The sequence below is a fragment of the Saccharothrix luteola genome, assembly GCF_020859565.1.
GTDB classification, from domain to species: domain Bacteria; phylum Actinomycetota; class Actinomycetes; order Mycobacteriales; family Pseudonocardiaceae; genus Actinosynnema; species Actinosynnema luteola.
Genome location: NZ_JAJHUO010000005.1, coordinates 353,445 through 371,718 on the forward strand (window position 1 = coordinate 353,445; position 18,274 = coordinate 371,718).

Below are 18,274 nucleotides of genomic sequence, written 5' to 3' on the forward strand. Positions count from 1 at the left end.
GACTTGTCGATGCGCTGCGTCGGGTCGTCCCCGGTCGGGACCGCATGATCGAGATCAAGAGCCGCGGCCAGCTCGAAGCCATGAGGGCTGCCGGGCTGGTCGTGGCGCGCACGTTGGCCCTGCTGGCGTCGCACGCGAAGGCCGGCGTCAGCACGGGCGAGCTGGACGAGCTGGCCGAGCAGAGCATCCGCGACGCGGGCGCCATCCCGTCGTTCAAGGGCTACCACGGGTTCCCCGCGTCGATCTGCGCTTCGGTGAACGAGCAGGTGGTCCACGGCATCCCCAGCCGGACCCAGGTGCTCGCCGAGGGTGACCTGATCTCGATCGACTGCGGCGCCATCCTGGACGGCTGGCACGGCGACTCGGCGATCACCCTGCCGGTCGGCGAGGTGACGGACGCGGAGCTGAAGCTGTCCGAGGCGACCCGCGCGTCGATGCTGGCCGGCATCGAGGCCGCGGTCGCCGGTGGGCGACTCGGCGACATCTCCTTCGCGATCGAGTCGGCCACCATCCTTGCCGGCGAGGAGCACGGGATCGAGTACGGCATCGTGGAGGGCTACGGCGGCCACGGCATCGGCACGAAGATGCACATGGACCCGTTCCTGCCGAACCACGGCAAGCCCGGCAAGGGGCCACGCCTCAAGGTGGGGATGGCGATCGCGATCGAGCCCATGCTCACGCTCGGCACCGAGCGGACGGTCGAGCTGGACGACGGCTGGACCGTCATCACGGCTGATGGTTCGCGGGCCGCGCACTGGGAGCACTCGGTGGCCATCACCGACGACGGGCCCTGGGTGCTCACGGCTCTGGACGACTGACTCTGGCCGGGTAGCTGACTGAAATCCTGTAGAACCGCCTGCCTGCGCCGGTGGCCCGTACTCGGGGCCACCGGCGTTTGGCGTTCCAGGGCTTGAGGGGTTCGAGGGGTTCGAGGGCGTAAAGATCAGAAGCTTGAAAAGCATGTCCTCGCCGGACGGGCAGATCAGCAGGATGACGGGGAGAGCGGTCAGGCTGCGGGTCCGTTGTCGGTCCGGGTTTCGTGTCATCCCACCGACCTCCCTCCGGGCTACCACACGCGTCAAGGGGGCGGTTCCAGCCCAGTGTTCCTGTCGGGGTGGTAGGTGCCCCCTTGACCCGTGCGGTAGGGCTCTGCCAGGTCGGCGGGATGACACGAAGCCCTTCTTTTCGGGAAGAGCCTGTCAGTGGACGGGAGCGGCGGGCCTGGCGCGGGTCGTGTGGAGCGGCGTCACCATGGGCTCGGTGCCGGCCTTTTCTGCAAAACGAGGGGTTCGTGTCATCCCGCCGACCTGGCTTTGCCCTACCGCGCGTGTCAAGGGGGCTGTGGGTCCTCTGCCTGGTCGTTCACTGATGTCGGCCCCCTTGATACGTGTGGTAGCCCGGAGGGAGGTCGGTGGGTTGACACGGGCCCCGGACCAACGACGGACCCGGCATAGGACCGCCAAACCAGGGGTCATCCTGCTGATCTGCCCGTCCGGCGAGGACATGCTTTCAAGGCCTTTGAGCTTTTCGAGTCCTGAAGGTTCCCACCCCGGCACCCCCACCCAGCCGATCTACCGTTCGGCGGCAGGCAAACGGGGGCTAGCCCCCTGTTCCGACCCCGACCTTCCCGCCACGATTGACGGCGTGACCCAGCCTGTGCGGCCCGAGGACATGCGGGCCTCCGACGCCGAACGCGAACTGGTCCAGCAGTGGCTGCACCGCGCGCACGCCGACGGCAGCCTCGACCTCGCCGAGTTCGACGCCCGCGTGGTGCGCACCTGGGAGGCCAAGACCAGGGGCGAACTGGCCGCCCTCACCATCGACCTGCCGAACGTGGCACACGCGTCCGCCCAGTCACCGACCCCGGTCGTGCCGCCACCGCTGCTGCCCACACCGCTGCTGCCGGCACCCAAACCGGTGAAAACGGGAGGTGGGCGCAAGGCGCTGAAGGTGCTCGGCACGATCTGGCTGAGCGTCAGCGTCCTGAACTTCGCCCTCTGGCTGCTCGTGAGCCTCCTGGGTGGCGAGGGCCTGGTGCACCCGTGGTTCCTCTGGGTCGCGGTGCCGCCGGGCGCCGTGCTGGGGGTCCTGTGGTGGAGCACGGACCCGCAACGGTAACGTCGTTACGGTTACACGCCGACGGACCGGGAGGTGGCGACGTGAGCAAGCCCTTCGAGTCCTTCGGGCCCTTCGAGACCGCCGGGTCCTTCCGGGCGGCGGACAACGACCGCGCCGCCGTCGCCGAGGAGCTGTCCCGAGCCCACGCCGAGGGCAGGCTGACCCTGGCCGAGTTCGACGAGCGCACCCGCGCCGCCTACCAGGCCCGCACGTACGCCGACCTCGCCCCGCTCACCGCGGACCTCCCGCGCGACGCCCTTCACGCGCCCCACGCACCACCACCGTCACCACCGCCGGCCCGAAGCCGAACGGGCACGGCGGCCAAGGTCATGTCCGGCGCCTGGTTCGCCGCGAGCTCCGTCAACTTCCTCATCTGGGGCGTCATCAGCCTCTCCGTGGGCGAGGCGCTCCACCCCTGGTGGATCTGGGTCGCGGGACCGTGGGGCCTGGTCCTGCTGGCCGGCCACCTGGCCCGATTTGGGCGTTCGAGCTGACCCGCGTACTATGGACAGGTGGCGCACACGTCGCGCCGGTTCCGCCATGCCCGGGGATCTCTTCCCCGAGGGTGGCCAGGGTTCGCAAGGGCCTGGAGGAGTCGGGGTGCCGCGTGCCCGCACTCCAGAAGTAACACCCACCGTCACGAAACGCGGAGGACATGGGCAAGAAGGACGGGGCCATTGAGGTCGAGGGCCGCGTAGTCGAGCCGCTCCCCAACGCGATGTTCCGCGTCGAGTTGGAGAACGGTCACAAGGTCCTGGCACACATCAGCGGCAAGATGCGTCAGCACTACATCCGCATCCTCCCTGAGGACCGGGTTGTCGTGGAGCTCTCGCCCTACGACCTGTCCCGCGGGCGCATCGTCTACCGCTACAAGTGACCTCCGACGCGCCCCAGCACGGGCGCGTCGGCTGACGCAGGAGAAGCTCAGGCGTGAAGGTCCAGCCGAGCGTCAAGAAGATCTGCGACAAGTGCAAGGTGATCCGCCGCCACGGTCGGGTCATGGTGATCTGCGAGAACCTGCGCCACAAGCAGCGCCAGGGCTGAGCGGAGCACGACCAGCACGAGTCGAGTCTTCACCGGACGCGACCACGAGTAAGCCTCCTCGCACCTGCCGCGCAACGAGCACCGCGCGCGGCACACCCCCGGACTCCAGGCCGGGGCCGGGACACCGGTCGCGAGAGCGACCGGAACTGACACAGCGAGTCAGTCCCGGGATCGGGCGAGGAGCAGACCTGGAGCGACACCACTGTTAGGAGCAAGCGCCGTATGGCACGACTCGCTGGCGTCGACCTCCCCCGCGAAAAGCGGTTGGAGATCGCGCTCACCTACATCTTCGGCATCGGTCGGACGCGCTCGAAGGAGCTGCTGACCGCCACCGAGATCTCCCCGGACATCCGGGTGAAGGACCTCGGTGACGACGACCTGGCGAAGCTGCGGGACTACATCGAGAACCACTTCAAGGTCGAGGGTGACCTCCGCCGCGAGGTTCAGGCCGACATCCGCCGGAAGATGGAAATCGGCTGCTACGAGGGGCTGCGCCACCGTCGGAACCTGCCCGTCCGCGGGCAGCGCACCAAGACGAACGCGCGCACTCGTAAGGGTCCGAAGAAGACCGTCGCCGGCAAGAAGAAGGCCGGAAAGAAGTAAGACCTCGCGTCTCTAGCAAGTAGGAGTTCACCCAGACATGCCACCCAAGTCCCGTACGGGCGCCGGGGTCAAGAAGGTCCGGCGCAAGGAAAAGAAGAACGTCTCGCACGGCCAGGCGCACATCAAGAGCACGTTCAACAACACCATCGTGTCCATCACGGACCCGATGGGCAACGTGATCAGCTGGGCGTCCGCTGGCCACGTCGGCTTCAAGGGCTCCCGCAAGTCCACGCCGTTCGCCGCGCAGATGGCCGCCGAGAACGCCGCCCGCAAGGCCGCCGAGCACGGCATGCGCAAGGTGGACGTGTTCGTGAAGGGTCCCGGCTCCGGCCGGGAGACCGCGATCCGTTCGCTGCAGGCCGCCGGCCTCGAGGTCGGCACCATCCAGGACGTGACCCCGCAGCCCCACAACGGCTGCCGCCCGCCCAAGCGGCGCCGGGTCTGAGGCACGGGGAGGAGTAAGACAACATGGCTCGCTATACCGGACCGGCCACTCGCATCTCGCGCCGTCTCAAGGTCGACCTCGTCGGCGGGGACCAGGCGTTCGAGCGTCGTCCTTACCCGCCCGGCCAGCACGGCCGCGGTCGGATCAAGGAGTCCGAGTACCTGCTGCAGTTGCAGGAGAAGCAGAAGGCCCGCTACACGTACGGCGTCCTGGAGAAGCAGTTCCGGCGCTACTACGAGGAAGCGGTTCGTCGCCCCGGCAAGACCGGTGAGAACCTGCTGCAGATCCTGGAGTCCCGGCTCGACAACGTGGTGTACCGCGCGGGTCTCGCGCGCACCCGTCGTCAGGCCCGCCAGCTGGTCAGCCACGGTCACTTCATCGTGAACGGCCAGAAGGTCAACATCCCGAGCTTCCGGGTGTCGAAGTTCGACATCATCGACGTGAAGCCGAAGTCGCTGCCCACGCTGCCCTTCGAGGCCGCGCGTGCTTCCTTCGGCGACCGGCCGATCCCGGCGTGGCTCCAGGTCGTGCAGAGCAACCTGCGCATCCTGGTCCACCAGCTGCCGGAGCGGGCGCAGATCGACACGCCCGTCACCGAGCAGCTCATCGTCGAGCTCTACTCGAAGTGATCCTCCTGGAGGGGCCGTCCGCGGCCCCTCCAGTCGGGTCCCGCGGCGGCACGAAATGGTGTGCCGCATGCGTTTGCCGGTCTCCGCGACCGGCTTCCACGACGTCAAATAGCGGGCGTCGGGGTTAGAAGGGAAGAACCCAGTGCTGATTTCCCAGCGTCCCTCGCTCAGCGAGGAATCGGTCAACGAGACCCGCTCCCGGTTCGTCATCGAGCCGCTGGAGCCGGGCTTCGGCTACACCCTCGGCAACTCGATTCGCCGCACCCTGCTGTCGTCCATCCCCGGCGCGGCCGTGACCAGCATCCGCATCGACGGTGTGCTGCACGAGTTCACGACCGTCCCCGGTGTGAAGGAAGACGTCACCGACATCATCCTCAACCTCAAGGAGCTGGTCGTCAGCTCCGAGGAGGACGAGCCGGTGACCATGTACCTGCGCAAGCAGGGGCCGGGCGCGGTGACCGCGGGCGACATCGTGCCTCCGGCCGGTGTCACCGTGCACAACCCCGACCTGCACATCGCCACCCTGAACGGCAAGGGCAAGCTGGAGATCGAGCTCGTGGTCGAGCGCGGTCGCGGCTACGTCCCCGCCGTGCAGAACAAGCAGGCCGGCGCCGAGATCGGCCGCATTCCGGTCGACTCGATCTACTCGCCCGTCATGAAGGTGACCTACAAGGTCGAGGCCACCCGTGTCGAGCAGCGGACCGACTTCGACAAGCTGATCCTCGACGTCGAGACCAAGCCGTCCATCACGCCGCGCGACGCCGTCGCGTCGGCCGGTAAGACGCTGGTCGAGCTGTTCGGCCTCGCTCGCGAGCTGAACGTCGACGCCGAGGGCATCGAGATCGGCCCCTCGCCCGCCGAGGCGGACACCATCGCGGCGTTCGCGATGCCGATCGAGGACCTGGACCTCACCGTCCGGTCCTACAACTGCCTCAAGCGCGAGGGCATCCACACCGTGGGCGAGCTCGTCTCGCGCAGCGAGGCGGACCTGCTGGACATCCGCAACTTCGGCGCCAAGTCGATCGACGAGGTCAAGATGAAGCTCGTCGGCCTCGGCCTCGCGCTGAAGGACAGCCCTCCCGGGTTCGACCCGTCGGCCGCCGCGTCCGACTACCCCGCCGAAGGCTGGGGCACGGACACCGCCGTGGACACCCACGACGACGGCCAGGACTACGCGGAGACCGAGCAGCTCTGAGGTCGCTTAGCGGCCGGGCCGGAGCAGAGGATCAGAAAGAAATCCGAGGAGCAATTCGATGCCCACCCCCACCAAGGGACCGCGTCTCGGGGGCTCGCCGGCCCACGAGCGGCTGATGCTGGCCAACCTGGCCACGTCCCTGTTCACCCACGGTCGGATCACGACCACCGAGGCCAAGGCGAAGCGGCTGCGCCCGTACGCCGAGAAGCTGATCAGCAAGGCGAAGGTCGGTGACCTGCACAACCGTCGCGAGATCCTCAAGGTGATCCGCGACAAGGACATCGTGCACAAGCTGTTCGCCGAGATCGGTCCGCAGTTCGCCGACCGCCCCGGTGGCTACACCCGCATCACCAAGACGATGCCGCGCAAGGGCGACAACGCGCCCATGGCCGTCATCGAGCTGGTCGCGGAGTCCACCGTCACCTCCGAGGCGGAGCGCGCCCGCAAGACCAAGTTCGCCAAGGACGAGGCCAAGGCCACGACCGAGGAGACCAAGGTCGAGGACGTGCAGGACCAGGACGCCGACGCGCCCGAGTCCGCCACGAAGGACGCCGCCGAGGAGCCCGCCGAGGGCGCTTCGGACGAGGCCGCCGCAGACGACTCTGCCGAGGCCCCGAAGGCAGACAAGAAGGACGAGTCCTGACGGACGCGAACTTCACCGACGAGCCCGTCGTTCCCGCTGGGGACGACGGGCTCGTTCGTGTGCGACTCGACCTGGCCTACGACGGCACGGAGTTCTCCGGGTGGGCCCGCCAGCCCGACCGCCGCACGGTGTGCGGCGTGCTGGAGGACACGATGTCGACGGTGCTGCGCGAGGACGTGCAGCTGACCGTGGCCGGCCGCACGGACGCGGGCGTGCACGCCTCGGGGCAGGTGGCGCACGTCGACCTGCCGTCCGCGGTGGACGTCGCGGGCCTGCCGAAGCGCCTGGCCCGCGCGCTGCCCGCCGACGTCCGGGTGTTCTCGGCACGGGTGGTCCCCGCCGAGTTCGACGCGCGGTTCGCCGCGTTGCGCCGGCACTACGAGTACCGGGTCACCGACGCCGCCTTCGGGGCGCACCCGTTGCGGCGGCTGGACACGCTGGCCTGGCCGCGTCCGCTGGACCTGGACGCGTTGAACGCCGCGTCGCGGTTGTTGTCGGGGGAACGGGACTTCTGCGCGTTCTGCAAGCGCCGTGAGGGTGCGACCACGATCCGCGAGCTGCAACGCCTGGAGTGGGTGCGGGAGGGCACCGTGCTGACCGCGCACGTGTCCGCGGACGCGTTCTGCCACTCGATGGTGCGCAGCCTGGTCGGCGCCCTGCTGGCCGTCGGCGAGGGCCGCAAGCCGGTGGGCTGGCCCGCGTCGCTGCTGTCGCTGACCGCGCGGTCGAGCGAGGTCACCGTCGCGCCGCCGCACGGGTTGTCGCTGGTCCGGGTCGACTACCCGGCCGACGACGAGCTCGCCGCCCGCGCCGCCGTCACCCGGAACGTGCGCTCCGCGGTCACCGCACCCGAGCGCGCCGCGCCGACCAGCTGAGCCAGGCGGCGCCGCCCAGCGGTATCTCCACCAGGTACGTGAAGAACGCGAACAGCAGCACGCCCGCGACGGCCGGTGCGGCGGGCGTGCCCAGGCCGATCAGCAGCGCGATGGTGCCGTTCTCGGTGACGCCGACACCGCCGGGCGTGACCACGGCCAGCGTGAGCAGCCTGCTCACCGCGAACGCCGCCACCGCCGGCCCGAGTCCGAGGTGGACGCCCGCGGCGGCCAGGCACCACCACAGCAGGACGCCCTGGAGCAGCAGGTAGGCGAGCATGCCCAGGGTCATCCGCCGCCAGCCGGTCCGGACGACCTGGCCGGTCTGCCGGCGCAGCCGCAGCAGGAACCGGGCGGCCCGGCGGCCGAGGAGCTTGCAGAGCCACCGCAGCCGCACGACCACGACCACGGCCAGGCCCGACCCGACCGCGCTCGCCAGCGCCGCGATCAGCACGCCGTCACCGACGACCACCGCGCCCTGCACGGCCAGCGCGACCAGTGGCAGGGCGGCCCGGGACAGGGCGTTCCACAGCCCGCTGACGAGCGCCGAGGCGGTGATCGCCCGCGCGGAGTGGCCCCAGCTCGACGCCATCACCGCGGTCACCGCCACCCCGGCCGCCCCGCCGAACGGCAGCACGTTGCTGATCGCGCTGCCCGCCGCGTTGAGGCTGAACGCCTGGGTGTGGCGCAGACCGGGCAGGGAGCCGGTGAGCACGTAGGTGTAGGCCCAGAGGCCGGCCAGCCACAGCGCCGTCAGCCAGAGGGCCGTGCCGGGTCCGATGGCGCGCAGCTGAGCGCCGACCGCCGACCACGCCACGCCGCCCACCGCGGGCACGAGCGCGACCACCAGCCACGCCGCCAGCCCGAGCGACGCCAGCGACGCGGCGGTGCGCGACCAGCGGTTCATCGTGCCCGCAACCGTTTGCGCTCGACGTACCACTCGGTGCCCAGGACCACCTTGAACAGCGGCGGCGGCAGTTTCAGCAGCGCGGCGAGGGTGCGGGTCGACTCGCCGCCCGTGGCCTGCGTGGCGTGCGCCGCCATGGCGGCCCGCTTCACGTGCGCGTACCGCCGGACGTCCACCGAGTGGGTGATCTCGGTGCGGGCGGTGTAGGCCTGCTCGAACGGGGTCAGGTCGAACCGGCGGGCGAGCCGGGCGAGCCGGAGGCCGCGCAGCAGCCACGTGCGGTCGACCGTCGCCTCCCAGACGCGGGGTGTGCCGGCGAGTTCGGCGGCCAGCGTGCCGACGCGGTGGACCTGGACGTGGTCGGGGTGCCCGTAGCCGCCGTGCGGGTCGTACGCGGTGAGCAGGTCGGCGTGTTCCTCGTGCAGGAGCTCGGCCAGCCGTTCGGCGGCTTCGCCCACGTCGGCGCGGGCGAACCCGTGCCGCCCGTCCAGGCCGGAGTCCGGGTAGCCGAGGAACTCCACGCGGGCGCAGCCGAGCGCGCGGGCCGACGCGTGCGCCTCCTTGGTGCGCACGGCGCCGAGATCGGACCGGTGCGCGCTCAGACCTCGTTCACCGGCGGTGGCGACGACCAGCACGACGCGGTGCCCCTCCCGCGCGAGGCGCGCCATCGTGCCGCCGGTCAGCAGGGCTTCGTCGTCGGGGTGGGCGTGGAAGAAGACGCACGTTCGGCTCACGGGTGCAAGAGTGTCAGTTGGTCCGTTCGGCGGCTTGACGGGAGCGCACTTGTCCATCATCCACGTGACCGACTGCTTCCTGCCGCGCCTGGGCGGCATCGAGGTGCAAGTCGCCGGACTGGCCGCGGAGCAGGCTCGCTCCGGTGAGGACGTGCACGTGGTGACGGCCACCAGGAGCGCGTCGCCGGGTGACGCGTACTCGGTGCACCGGATCGCGGTGCGGCTGCCGCGGGACGTGCCCGTGCACCCGCGGGCGGGGTCGCACCTCGACCGCGTGATCGCCTCGCTGTCGCCGTCGGTGGTGCACGTGCACGTCGGCGCGATCTCGCCGTTCGCGTGGTCGGGGGTGCGGTCGGCGGCGCGGCTGGGGCTGCCGACGGTGGTCGTCGTGCACAGCATGTGGGACCCGGTGGTGCAGTGGTGCTACCGGGCGCTGGACCGGCTGGCGTCGTGGAGTTCCGCGCCGGTGGCGGTGGCGGCGGTGAGCCGTGCGGCGGCGGAACGGGTGCGCGCGGTCGTGCCGGGGCTGTCGGTGGGGGTGGTGCCGAACGGGATCGTGCCGTCGGCGTGGCGGGGGATGCCGACGCAGCGGCGGGACGACGCGGTGCACGTGGTGTCTGTGGGTCGGCTCGCGGCGCGGAAGGAGCCGATGGCGTTGCTGCGGGCGTTGCGCTCGGTGTCGGCCGACGTGCCGCTGCGGGCGACGCTGGCGGGCGCGGGGCCGGAGATGGCCGTCCTGCGGCGGTACGCCGAGCGGCACGGGATGGGGTCGGTGAGCCTGCCGGGGCGGCTGGACCGGCAGGGGGTGGCCCACCTGCTGGCCGGTGCGGACGTGTTCGTGAACCCGGCGTCGCAGGAGGCGTTCGGGCTGGCGGCGCTGGAGGCGCGGACGGCGGGGGTGCCGGTGGTGGCGCGGCCGGGGACGGGGGTGGCGGACTTCGTGCGTGACGGGGTGGAGGGGGTGCTGACGCACGACCTGGCGGCGGGGATCGCGCGCCTGGTGAACGACCGGGAGGAACGCCTGCGGATCGCCGCGCACAACCGGACCACGGAGCCGACCCACTGCACGTGGCCGCGGGTGCTGGAGGCGCTCCGGTCGTGCGCGGCTCGGGTGTGACGGGTCAGAAGACCAGGTCTGCCAGGTCGAGCGTGACCGGGGCCGGCGCGGCGGTGACGGTCGTGGGTCCGGCGGACTTCACGGTGTTCTCCACCAGATAGCGGTCGCCGTGCAGCCGGTGTGCGGTCAATTCCAGTCCGGGGTCGTTCCCCTTGCGGCTGATGGTCCAGAGGAACGGCACGCCGCCGGCGGCGTAGGCGATCATCTTCGCCTCCCGTTCGTTCCGGGTGTTGCCCGGCGACCAGACCTCGACCGCGAGGACCAGCGCCTCGGCGGGGAACGACGCGCCCGCCGGGATCCTGTCCATGATCACCACGTCGGGGATGAGACCGGTGCGCAGGGTGGAGGAGATCTTCACACCGACACCAGGGGCGATGTGCAGGTCCTTTCGCCCTGCGGCTCGGATCGCGTCGTCGATCAGCCTCGTCAGCCGGTAGGTGGCGACCTGGTGTTCACCGGAAGGTGGGGGATTCACGTGGAAGTGTCCAAAGATCAGCTCGACGCTCGACCCGTCCTCCGGGGAGGGCAGGTCGAGCCATTCCTCGATGGTGTGCGGGCCGATCATCGGGTTCGGCAGGACTTCTTCCTTCAGCGCTGCGGACATGGCTTCCAACCTCCACGATCGACTTGATTATGACCCTGGCACAGTCCCACTGGGGCGACGCAGTGCCTGATCAGGTGAAACGCGAAGCGGCCCCTCACCGCCGAAGTGGTGAGGGGCCGCGGTGTCGCGACTGGAGCAGGTGACCGGTTACAGGTCGAGGGTCCAGCTGTCGATGTAGCCCGTGTCCTGGCTGTACGCGTCACGCACGCGCAGCTGCCAGGTGCCGTTGGCGTTCTCCGCCGACAGGTTCACCGTGTACGTGGCGTCGACGTTGTCCGCGCTGTCCGAACCGGACTGCACCTTCAGCTGCTTGACCGCGCCGCTCGGCGTGATCAGGTCGACCACGACGTCACCCCGGTACGTGTGCTTGACGTGCACCTCGACGGTGGCCGACGTGCCGGCCTTGCCCGCGCAGTCCGTCACCGAGATCGGGCTGGACGCGGTGCCCAGGTCCGGCACGGCCACGTCGGTCGCGTTGGTCTTGGCCGCGCAGCCGCCGGGCGGCGGGGTGGTCGAGCCGACCAGGCGCAGCAGCTTGTTCGGCGAACCGGTGCCGGGGCTGCCGACCACGCCGTTCGTCGCGCCGTTGACCAGGGCGTCGCGGACCTGCGCCGGCGTGGCGGTCGGGTTCGCGGCCAGGTAGACGGCCGCCGCGCCGACCACGTGCGGCGTCGCCATGGACGTGCCGCTGATGGTGTTGGTGGCGGTGTCGTTGGTGTACCAGGCCGACGTGATGGACGAGCCCGGCGCGAAGATGTCCAGGCAGGTGCCGATGTTGGAGAACGACGACCGGGCGTCGGTGTTGGTCGTGGAGCCGACCGTGATGCCCTCCAGGGTGCGCGCGGGCGTCACGTTGCACGCGTTCGCGCCGTTCTCGTTGCCCGCCGCGAGGCCGTAGGTCACGCCCGACGCGATGGAGTTGCGCACGGCCTGGTCGACCGTGGCGTCCGCGCCGCCGCCGAGCGACATGTTCGCGACCGCCGGCTTGACCGCGTTCGCCGTCACCCAGTCGATGCCCGCGATGACGCCCGCGTACGTGCCGGAGCCCGCGCAGTTCAGCACCCGGACGCCGACCAGCTTGGTCTTCTTGGCCACGCCGTACTTCGTGCCGCCGACCGTGCCCGCGACGTGCGTGCCGTGGCCGTTGCAGTCGGTGGCGTCGTTGTCGTTGTCGACGGTGTCGCGACCGGTCACCGCGCGACCGCCGAAGTCGCTGTGCGAGAACCGGATGCCCGTGTCGATGATGTAGGCGGTGACGCCCTCACCCTCGTTCGGGTAGGTGTAGGAGTTGTCCAGCGGCAGCGCGCCCTGGTCGATCCGGTCCAGGCCCCACGACGGGGTCGGCGCCTGCGTGGCGGAGATCTTCACCTCGCCGTCCTGCTGCACGTAGGACACCGACGGGTCGGCGGCCAGCCTGCGGGCCTGCAGCTCGGTCATCGTCGCCGAGAAGCCGCGCAGCGCGTTCGTGTACGTGTGCTTGACGTTCGCCCGGTACTTGTCGCTCAACGCGGCGACGCTGCTCGTGCTCGCGTCCTTCAGCACGACGATGTAGCTGTCCTTGACCGCGTTGGGCGCGGCGTACCCGATGATCTCGCCCTCGGCGGCGGCCGAGGTGAAGGTGGTCAGTGCGGCCGTGACCGCGAACGCCGTGCCCGTGGCCAGCCCGACACCGGCCAACCGTTTCGTCCAGGACGCGCGAACGTCTCCCATGGCAGGGGGTCTCCTCTTCGCAGGGTGGGTGTCCGGTCGGCGTCGCCCCCGAGACCGAACGGACACGGTGAGTTGTTCCTAGTTCGCCTCGCGGGTGAGGCGCAAGAATTTGCCCGGAATAACCGACGAACGGCTCGTACACAGTTTTATTCGTGCTGTGAACGAATCGTTGCCGAGGGTGACTGGACCCCGGACAGAAAACATGCCCCCGGACAATCGTCCAGGGGCACGCGTGGTGGCGGGCCGGTCAGTCGCCGCGCCGGACCGCACCGAGGATCTGCTGCTCACCGGGGGTGGTGACCAGTCGCAACGGCCGCCACAGGTTCGTGCCGAGGGCGATCACCTGGTCGTCCTTGAGAGTGGTGAGCTGGTGCGCCATCTGCGGCGGCAGCCGCCAGATCTGGGACGCCAACTGGGCCTGCCCGACCGGCAGCCGTTGCAGCAGCACGAGGTCCGCGGAATTCGCGGTGGTCGCCGCCTGGGGGTGCAAATACGGCAAGACGTACATCGTGGTCTGCCACGGCGACCGCGGCGGGAACAACTCCTGCGGCACGTGGCCGCCGTCGTGCACGACGAGCAGCGGGCTGTCCTCCGACGGGCGCGGCAGCTCGACCGGGCTCAGCCTGCGCAGCTGCACCAACGGCGACGGACGGCCGTCCGCGCCCGCGCCCGCCGCGCGCACCACCGGTTGCCAGGCCGCCGGGCGACCCGTCGCGATGGTGATCCACGCGCCGGTCGCCATGGCCCGCAACGCGATCTGCCGCGCCAGGTACAGCCCGCCGACCACGACCATGCGGGTCGGCGCGGACCGCAGCACGGAGATCGTCAGCGGCTCGCCCTGCAGACCCGAGCCGAGCACCATGCCGCCGCGGTCGCCCGACGGGCTCACCACGTCCAGCATCTGCGGCGACACCAGGAACTCCGGCGCCACGCCCTTGCCCTGCGAGTCCAGCAAGCGGGAGTTGCTCACGCCACACCTCCGAGCGGCAGCGTCGCGGCCAGCCCGGCGACCTGCAAGCCGTTCAACGGGGTCAGCGTGATGTCCAGCTTGTCGGCCAGCGCCTTGAGCCGGTCGTCGGCGCGGTTCAGCTCGGACGGCGTCCGCGCGCTCACCCGCACCATGCCGCGCAGGCCGACCTGGCCCTGCTCGCTGCTCGGCGAGATCGTCATGGACAGCGTCGAGGACAGGGCCCGCACTCCGGTCAGCGCGTTCAGGTTGTTGCGCATGCCCTTGGACGGCCAGCCGGTGATCGCGTAGCTGGCGTGGCCGACGCCGCCCGCCGTCACCCCGGACCACTTCTCCCGCAACGACACCGAGTTGTTCGACCCGGCCACCGAGGTCAGCTCGGCCGCCGAGATGCCCGCCCGGATCAGCTCGTCGGGGTCCAGCGGCCGGATCGACACACCCGTCGACTCCAGCGCGTTGCGCACGCGGGACAGCGCGCCGATCAACGCCCGGTGCGCGCCGACGACGCCGCCGCCGCGTTCCCGGATCGCCGCCGCGCACCGCCGCGGGTCGAGCCGCACCGCGATCCACGTGGTCCGCCGGGCCGCCGCGGGCAGCGGGCCGAGCACCTCCATGTAGGAGTTGAGCGCGGGCGAGTTCGTCGGCAGCGCCGCGCTGCCCGGGTAGCAGTGCCAGATCACCGAGATCGCGTCGAGCACCACGCCGCGGTCCTCCAGCGTCGGCGCGAGCGCGCCCAGCGGCAACGACGGCGCGCTGCCCACCGCGGTGATCAGACCCGGCGCCGGGTCGACCAGCAGCACGGCGGTCCACGCGCCCTGGTGCCAGGCCATGCCGAGCGGACGGCGCTCGTGGTCGACGCCCCGGGCCACCACCAGGTCCGGCACCGCGAGGCGCAGCAACGCCACCCGCGGGTCGTCCGGGCCGATGACCGAGGACTCCTCCTCCGACGGCGGCTTCATCTCCACCGGGCCGGTGCGCTTGGCCGTGCGACCGTGCGAGCGGAAGCTGTAGCGCACCACCAGGCCGATCCACTGGGTCAGCCAGCGACCCCGCGACCTGGTGAACGCGATGATCAACGCGATCAGCACGATGCCGCCGGCGACGTACATCGGCACGGGTGCGACCTCGTCGCCGGTGGCGCCGACGGCCAGCAGGACCAGGCCGATGGCGACGCCGACCTCGAGCACAACCAGGTTGGCGACCGGCAGGGAGCCGAGGCTCGCACCCGCCGTGCGGCGACGCGCCCGGAGCAGTGCGGCGCGCACGGCACCGCCCGCTGCCTGCGCGCGAGCCATGGCGGGATTGGGCTGGCCCGGATGTGGGGTGGTCACGGACATCCGCTCTGGTTCTCTTTCCGTCGGCGTGCGCCGGGTGGGACCGACCGGGTCTGACCAACCCGCACACGGACCACCCGCCGTCCGGCTATCGTGCAGACCGTACCGCGACTGGGAGAGCAGCGAGCCGAGAATGGCATCAACACCCACCACCAAGTCACAGGTCCAGGCCTACCGCTTCGTGCTGCGCAGGATGCAGTCCGCCCTAGTGCGCCGGGACGCGGTGATGCTGCACGACCCGATGCGCACGCACTCGCGTGCCACCGCGGTGGGCGTCCTGCTCGGCGTCATCGGACTGCTCGGCTTCCTCATCTTCGGCTTCTTCTCGCCGGACCCGCAGGTCGACGACCAGACGCAGATCGCCATCTCCAAGGAGACCGGCCAGGTCTACGTCGTGCACACGGTCGGCACGACGAAGACGTTGATCCCGATGACGAACCTCGCGTCCGCGCGGCTGCTGCTGCTGCAGCGGTCCAACCCGGACACGGGCCAGGCGGCGGTCGCGGGCGGTGACGCGGCGGCGGGCCAGGTGAACGCCGGGCCGCAGGTCGCGGGCGGCGACCCGAAGCTGGTCAGCGAGAAGGCACTGGCCAAGCTGCCCAAGGGTCGGCTGACCGGCATCCCCGACGGGCCGGACGTGCTGCCGAAGCCCGCCGACCGGATCGGGGCGGACTGGTCGGTCTGCGACACGTTGACGTTGGACGAGTCGCTGAACGACCCGTCCGCGCCGGGCAAGTTCACCACCACCGTCCTCGCGGGGTACAGCGGCGGCGGCGAGCTGCTCGACGACAACCGCGCCCTGCTGGTGCGCGCGGGCACCGACGACAAGCAGGCGTACCTGATCTACAAGGCGCCGGTGAACTCCAAGATCACCTCGACGTCCACCGTGCGCGCCAAGGTCGACCTCACCAACGCCGAGGTCCGCACCGCGCTGAACCTGAGCCAGAAGAAGCCGCGCGCGATCAGCACCGGCCTGCTCAACGCGATCCCCGAGGCGAAGCCGCTGGTGGCGCCCGACATCCCGGGCCGCGGCCAGAACGTGACCTACGTCCAGGGCGAGACCCTGAAGATCGGCGCCGTGATCGAGGTCCGCCGCTCCGGCGCGGAGTCCGAGTTCCACGTGGCGCTGAAGGACGGCCTGCAGAAGATCAGCCGGGCCGCGGCCGACCTGCTGCGCGCGGCCTACGCGCAGGGCGCGGAGCCGAAGCTGGTCGACATCGCGCGGACCAACAGCGCGCCGACCGTCGAGCAGCTCGACTTCGCCGACTACCCGCCGGACGTGCCCGAGGTCCTGGACCCGAACCAGAACAACCGGGTGATCTGCCTCGGCTGGCAGGCGCAGAACGTGACCTCGGACAACAAGTCGCAGCACACCAAGGTGACCTTCGCGCCGTCGCTGCCGATCCCGTCGGGCGTGGTGCCGGTGGAGATCAACCAGGTCGGCGCGACCCGCGAGGTCGTCAGCCAGTTCGTGATGGCGCCGGGCAAGTCGGCCGTGGTGCGCAGCGCGACGTCCACCCAGGACTTCGACAGCGGCCCGATCCACCTGATCACCGGCCGCGGGGTGAAGTACGGCATCCCGGACGTCACCACCAGCGGCGCGCTCGGCCTGGGCGCGGACGGGTTCTCGCCCGGACCGGAGTCGATCCTGCGGCTGCTGCCCAACGGGCCGCAGCTCAACCGCAACGACGCCGCGCGCAGCTGGGACGCGATCCCGGTGCCGAAGGACAGCGGCCTGCTGCCCGAGGAGAAGGCCAAGAAGCAGGGCAGCTGAGCCCGCAATGCTGAGCCCTTTGGGGGAACCGGCGTGGGCCGGTTCCCGTCAGAGGGTGCAGGAGGTGTCCGGGTGAACGAGGTCACACGCGGGCCGGCGGGCGGGCGGCAGGTTTCGGTCGACCCGCGCTGGCTGGAGCTGTACGCGAAGCGCGTCGACGAGGCGGCCGAGGAGCTGACCCGCGCGCGGTCCGAGCTGCGGGAGGCGCCGATGCGCCCCCAGAGCTTCGGCGAGCTGGGGCGGACGCTGCGCACCGCGGAGGCGTACGGCCGGGCCGCCGGGCTGCTCAACCAGCAGCTCGACCGGGCGTGCGAGGTGCTGGCGTCCGCGGCGAAGGGCCTGCACGACGTGGCCGAGCACTACGGCGCCCAGGACGACGACGCGGTGGCGTTGATCAAGGCGGTCGACCGGCGGGCGGGGTTGGGCTGATGCGGGGCAAGGACGGCAAGCAGATCGCCGCCGAGGTGGGGCCGGAGCTGGACTACCTGTCCGGGATCAGCCGGCGGCTCGGCGTGCGCGACCTCGTGGCGGACTACTTCGCGCCCGTGCTGGGCGACTGGACCGACCTGGACGAGGAGGCCGAGCGCTGGCGCAGGGCCGGGCTCGTCGCCGAGCACGTGACGCGCGACCTGACCAAGCCGCTGGGCAAGCTGGACTCGGCGTGGCAGGGCAAGGACGCGGACGCGTTCGTCGAGCACATGCAGAAGGTCGGACTGGCCGGGCACGACATGTCCGACGCGATGCACGCGATGGGCGAGGCGCTGGACCAGACCGCCGAGGGCATCCGCGGGATCGTGGAGGACATGTCCCGGGTGTTCGCCGAGGCGGCCGACGCGGTGTCGGGTGCGGCGGCGTTGCCGGTGGACGGCGACCGGCGCGTGGTGGAGGCGCTGGACGAGCTGCACGACCCGGCGAAGGAGCTGCACGAGTCGGTGCGGGACGTGCTGGAGGCGTTCCTGCGGCTGTGCGACGGCGTGTCCGGTTCGGACGACTTCGCCGACGTGAAGATGGAGCACAAGTACCCGGAGCAGAACTGGTCGTTCACCGCGCCCGTGAAGCCGGTCGCGCCGGAGCCGCCGGCCGCTCCGCCCGCCGAGACGAAGCCGGCCGCGTCCGGCGGTGGGTCCGGTGGGTCCGGTGGGTCAGGTGGCGGCGTGCCGGGTGGCGGTGGCGGTGTGCCCGGTGGGATCCCCGGCGGTGAGTCGCCGGAGCGGATGCAGCCGGGTGGGTCGACGGGTGTGTCCGAGCCGCGCCCGGCGGAGCCCGGCCCGCGTCCGGCGGCTGCCGCGGCGGCGGGCGGTCCGTCCGGTCCGGCGGCGGGCGGCGCGGGGATGATGGGCGCCGGGATGATGGGTGGCATGGGCGCCGGCGGGCAGCAGGGCGGCGACAAGGAGCACAAGTCGAAGGTCCAGCTGGCCGGCTCGACCGAGCAGGTCTTCGGCAAGCCCAAGAAGTCCGCCCCACCGGTGCTGGGCGAGGACTGAGGCGGTTTTGGATTGCCGCTGCTCCGCAGACGGCGGCTCGGTCGCCTGGAAGTCGGTCATCCGCCGCTGATCCCGCGACAATCGAAAAGCGTGA

At 71.0% G+C, this 18,274-nt stretch carries 21 protein-coding genes; 15 read left to right on the forward strand and 6 right to left on the reverse strand.

The window, feature by feature from the left end; all coding sequences use genetic code 11:
• The first annotated feature begins 44 nt into the window (after positions 1–44).
• From map to truA, 11 genes are all read left to right on the forward strand, one after another.
• Entirely contained in the window at positions 45–818 is a 774-nt protein-coding gene (gene map / locus LNK82_RS09195) for a type I methionyl aminopeptidase (protein WP_230566494.1), read from the forward strand.
• Between the two features lie 826 nt (positions 819–1,644).
• Complete coding sequence (locus tag LNK82_RS09200; protein WP_230566495.1) at positions 1,645–2,118, forward strand: DUF1707 SHOCT-like domain-containing protein; 474 nt, start codon at positions 1,645–1,647, stop codon at positions 2,116–2,118.
• A gap of 41 nt (positions 2,119–2,159) precedes the next feature.
• Positions 2,160–2,612 carry a DUF1707 SHOCT-like domain-containing protein gene (locus tag LNK82_RS09205; protein WP_230566496.1) on the forward strand — a complete coding sequence of 151 codons (453 nt, stop codon included), beginning with the start codon at positions 2,160–2,162 and terminating at the stop codon, positions 2,610–2,612.
• A 161-nt stretch (positions 2,613–2,773) separates the two neighbouring features.
• Complete coding sequence (gene infA / locus LNK82_RS09210) at positions 2,774–2,995, forward strand: translation initiation factor IF-1 (protein WP_005166804.1); 222 nt, start codon at positions 2,774–2,776, stop codon at positions 2,993–2,995.
• 53 nt (positions 2,996–3,048) lie between these two features.
• Complete coding sequence (gene rpmJ / locus LNK82_RS09215; protein WP_010148647.1) at positions 3,049–3,162, forward strand: 50S ribosomal protein L36; 114 nt, start codon at positions 3,049–3,051, stop codon at positions 3,160–3,162.
• A 222-nt stretch (positions 3,163–3,384) separates the two neighbouring features.
• The gene (gene rpsM / locus LNK82_RS09220; protein ID WP_230566497.1) at positions 3,385–3,765 is read left to right on the forward strand and encodes a 30S ribosomal protein S13; all 381 of its coding nucleotides are present in this window, start codon (positions 3,385–3,387) and stop codon (positions 3,763–3,765) included.
• Positions 3,766–3,802: 37 nt separating this feature from the next.
• On the forward strand, positions 3,803–4,210 hold the full coding sequence (rpsK, locus tag LNK82_RS09225) for a 30S ribosomal protein S11 (protein ID WP_033436732.1): 408 nt from the start codon (positions 3,803–3,805) through the stop codon (positions 4,208–4,210).
• 23 nt (positions 4,211–4,233) lie between these two features.
• On the forward strand, positions 4,234–4,839 hold the full coding sequence (gene rpsD, locus LNK82_RS09230; protein WP_053718426.1) for a 30S ribosomal protein S4: 606 nt from the start codon (positions 4,234–4,236) through the stop codon (positions 4,837–4,839).
• 142 nt (positions 4,840–4,981) lie between these two features.
• Complete coding sequence (locus tag LNK82_RS09235; protein WP_230566498.1) at positions 4,982–6,034, forward strand: DNA-directed RNA polymerase subunit alpha; 1,053 nt, start codon at positions 4,982–4,984, stop codon at positions 6,032–6,034.
• Positions 6,035–6,092: 58 nt separating this feature from the next.
• On the forward strand, positions 6,093–6,677 hold the full coding sequence (rplQ, locus tag LNK82_RS09240) for a 50S ribosomal protein L17 (protein WP_230566499.1): 585 nt from the start codon (positions 6,093–6,095) through the stop codon (positions 6,675–6,677).
• Between the two features lie 59 nt (positions 6,678–6,736).
• Positions 6,737–7,552 (forward strand): tRNA pseudouridine(38-40) synthase TruA, encoded by an 816-nt coding sequence (gene truA, locus LNK82_RS09245; protein ID WP_230566500.1) that lies wholly within the window; start codon positions 6,737–6,739, stop codon positions 7,550–7,552.
• Here truA and LNK82_RS09250 read toward each other — a convergent pair.
• Together LNK82_RS09250 and LNK82_RS09255 are read right to left on the reverse strand one after the other, a co-directional pair.
• Positions 7,518–8,456, reverse strand: a complete 939-nt coding sequence (locus LNK82_RS09250; RefSeq protein ID WP_230566501.1) for a lysylphosphatidylglycerol synthase transmembrane domain-containing protein — start codon at positions 8,454–8,456, stop codon at positions 7,518–7,520. The genes truA and LNK82_RS09250 overlap by 35 nt on opposite strands.
• Positions 8,453–9,190 (reverse strand): PIG-L deacetylase family protein, encoded by a 738-nt coding sequence (locus tag LNK82_RS09255; protein ID WP_230566502.1) that lies wholly within the window; start codon positions 9,188–9,190, stop codon positions 8,453–8,455. Before LNK82_RS09255 ends, LNK82_RS09250 begins: the two co-directional genes overlap by 4 nt.
• 49 nt (positions 9,191–9,239) lie before the next feature.
• Here LNK82_RS09255 and LNK82_RS09260 point away from each other — a divergent pair, with 49 nt between their 5' ends.
• Complete coding sequence (locus LNK82_RS09260) at positions 9,240–10,307, forward strand: glycosyltransferase family 4 protein (RefSeq protein ID WP_230566503.1); 1,068 nt, start codon at positions 9,240–9,242, stop codon at positions 10,305–10,307.
• Positions 10,308–10,311: 4 nt separating this feature from the next.
• Here LNK82_RS09260 and LNK82_RS09265 read toward each other — a convergent pair whose 3' ends face one another.
• The 4 genes from LNK82_RS09265 to eccE all read right to left on the reverse strand — a co-directional run bounded on the left by LNK82_RS09265 (position 10,312) and on the right by eccE (position 14,883).
• The gene (locus tag LNK82_RS09265) at positions 10,312–10,911 is read right to left on the reverse strand and encodes a Uma2 family endonuclease (protein ID WP_230566504.1); all 600 of its coding nucleotides are present in this window, start codon (positions 10,909–10,911) and stop codon (positions 10,312–10,314) included.
• Positions 10,912–11,058: 147 nt separating this feature from the next.
• Positions 11,059–12,621, reverse strand: coding sequence for a S8 family peptidase (locus LNK82_RS09270; RefSeq protein WP_230566505.1), 1,563 nt, complete (start codon positions 12,619–12,621; stop codon positions 11,059–11,061).
• A gap of 247 nt (positions 12,622–12,868) precedes the next feature.
• A complete protein-coding gene (locus LNK82_RS09275; RefSeq protein ID WP_238598838.1) occupies positions 12,869–13,522 on the reverse strand; it encodes a hypothetical protein in 654 nt (217 codons plus the stop codon).
• A gap of 65 nt (positions 13,523–13,587) precedes the next feature.
• Positions 13,588–14,883 carry a type VII secretion protein EccE gene (gene eccE / locus LNK82_RS09280; protein ID WP_230566507.1) on the reverse strand — a complete coding sequence of 432 codons (1,296 nt, stop codon included), beginning with the start codon at positions 14,881–14,883 and terminating at the stop codon, positions 13,588–13,590.
• Positions 14,884–15,055: 172 nt separating this feature from the next.
• Here eccE and eccB point away from each other — a divergent pair, with 172 nt between their 5' ends.
• The 3 genes from eccB to LNK82_RS09295 all read left to right on the forward strand — a co-directional run bounded on the left by eccB (position 15,056) and on the right by LNK82_RS09295 (position 18,180).
• Positions 15,056–16,696 carry a type VII secretion protein EccB gene (gene eccB / locus LNK82_RS09285; RefSeq protein WP_230566508.1) on the forward strand — a complete coding sequence of 547 codons (1,641 nt, stop codon included), beginning with the start codon at positions 15,056–15,058 and terminating at the stop codon, positions 16,694–16,696.
• Positions 16,697–16,768: 72 nt separating this feature from the next.
• Positions 16,769–17,125 (forward strand): hypothetical protein, encoded by a 357-nt coding sequence (locus LNK82_RS09290; protein ID WP_230566509.1) that lies wholly within the window; start codon positions 16,769–16,771, stop codon positions 17,123–17,125.
• Positions 17,125–18,180, forward strand: a complete 1,056-nt coding sequence (locus tag LNK82_RS09295) for a WXG100 family type VII secretion target (protein WP_230566510.1) — start codon at positions 17,125–17,127, stop codon at positions 18,178–18,180. The genes LNK82_RS09290 and LNK82_RS09295 overlap by 1 nt, the downstream gene beginning before the upstream one ends.
• The last annotated feature ends 94 nt before the right edge of the window (positions 18,181–18,274 follow it).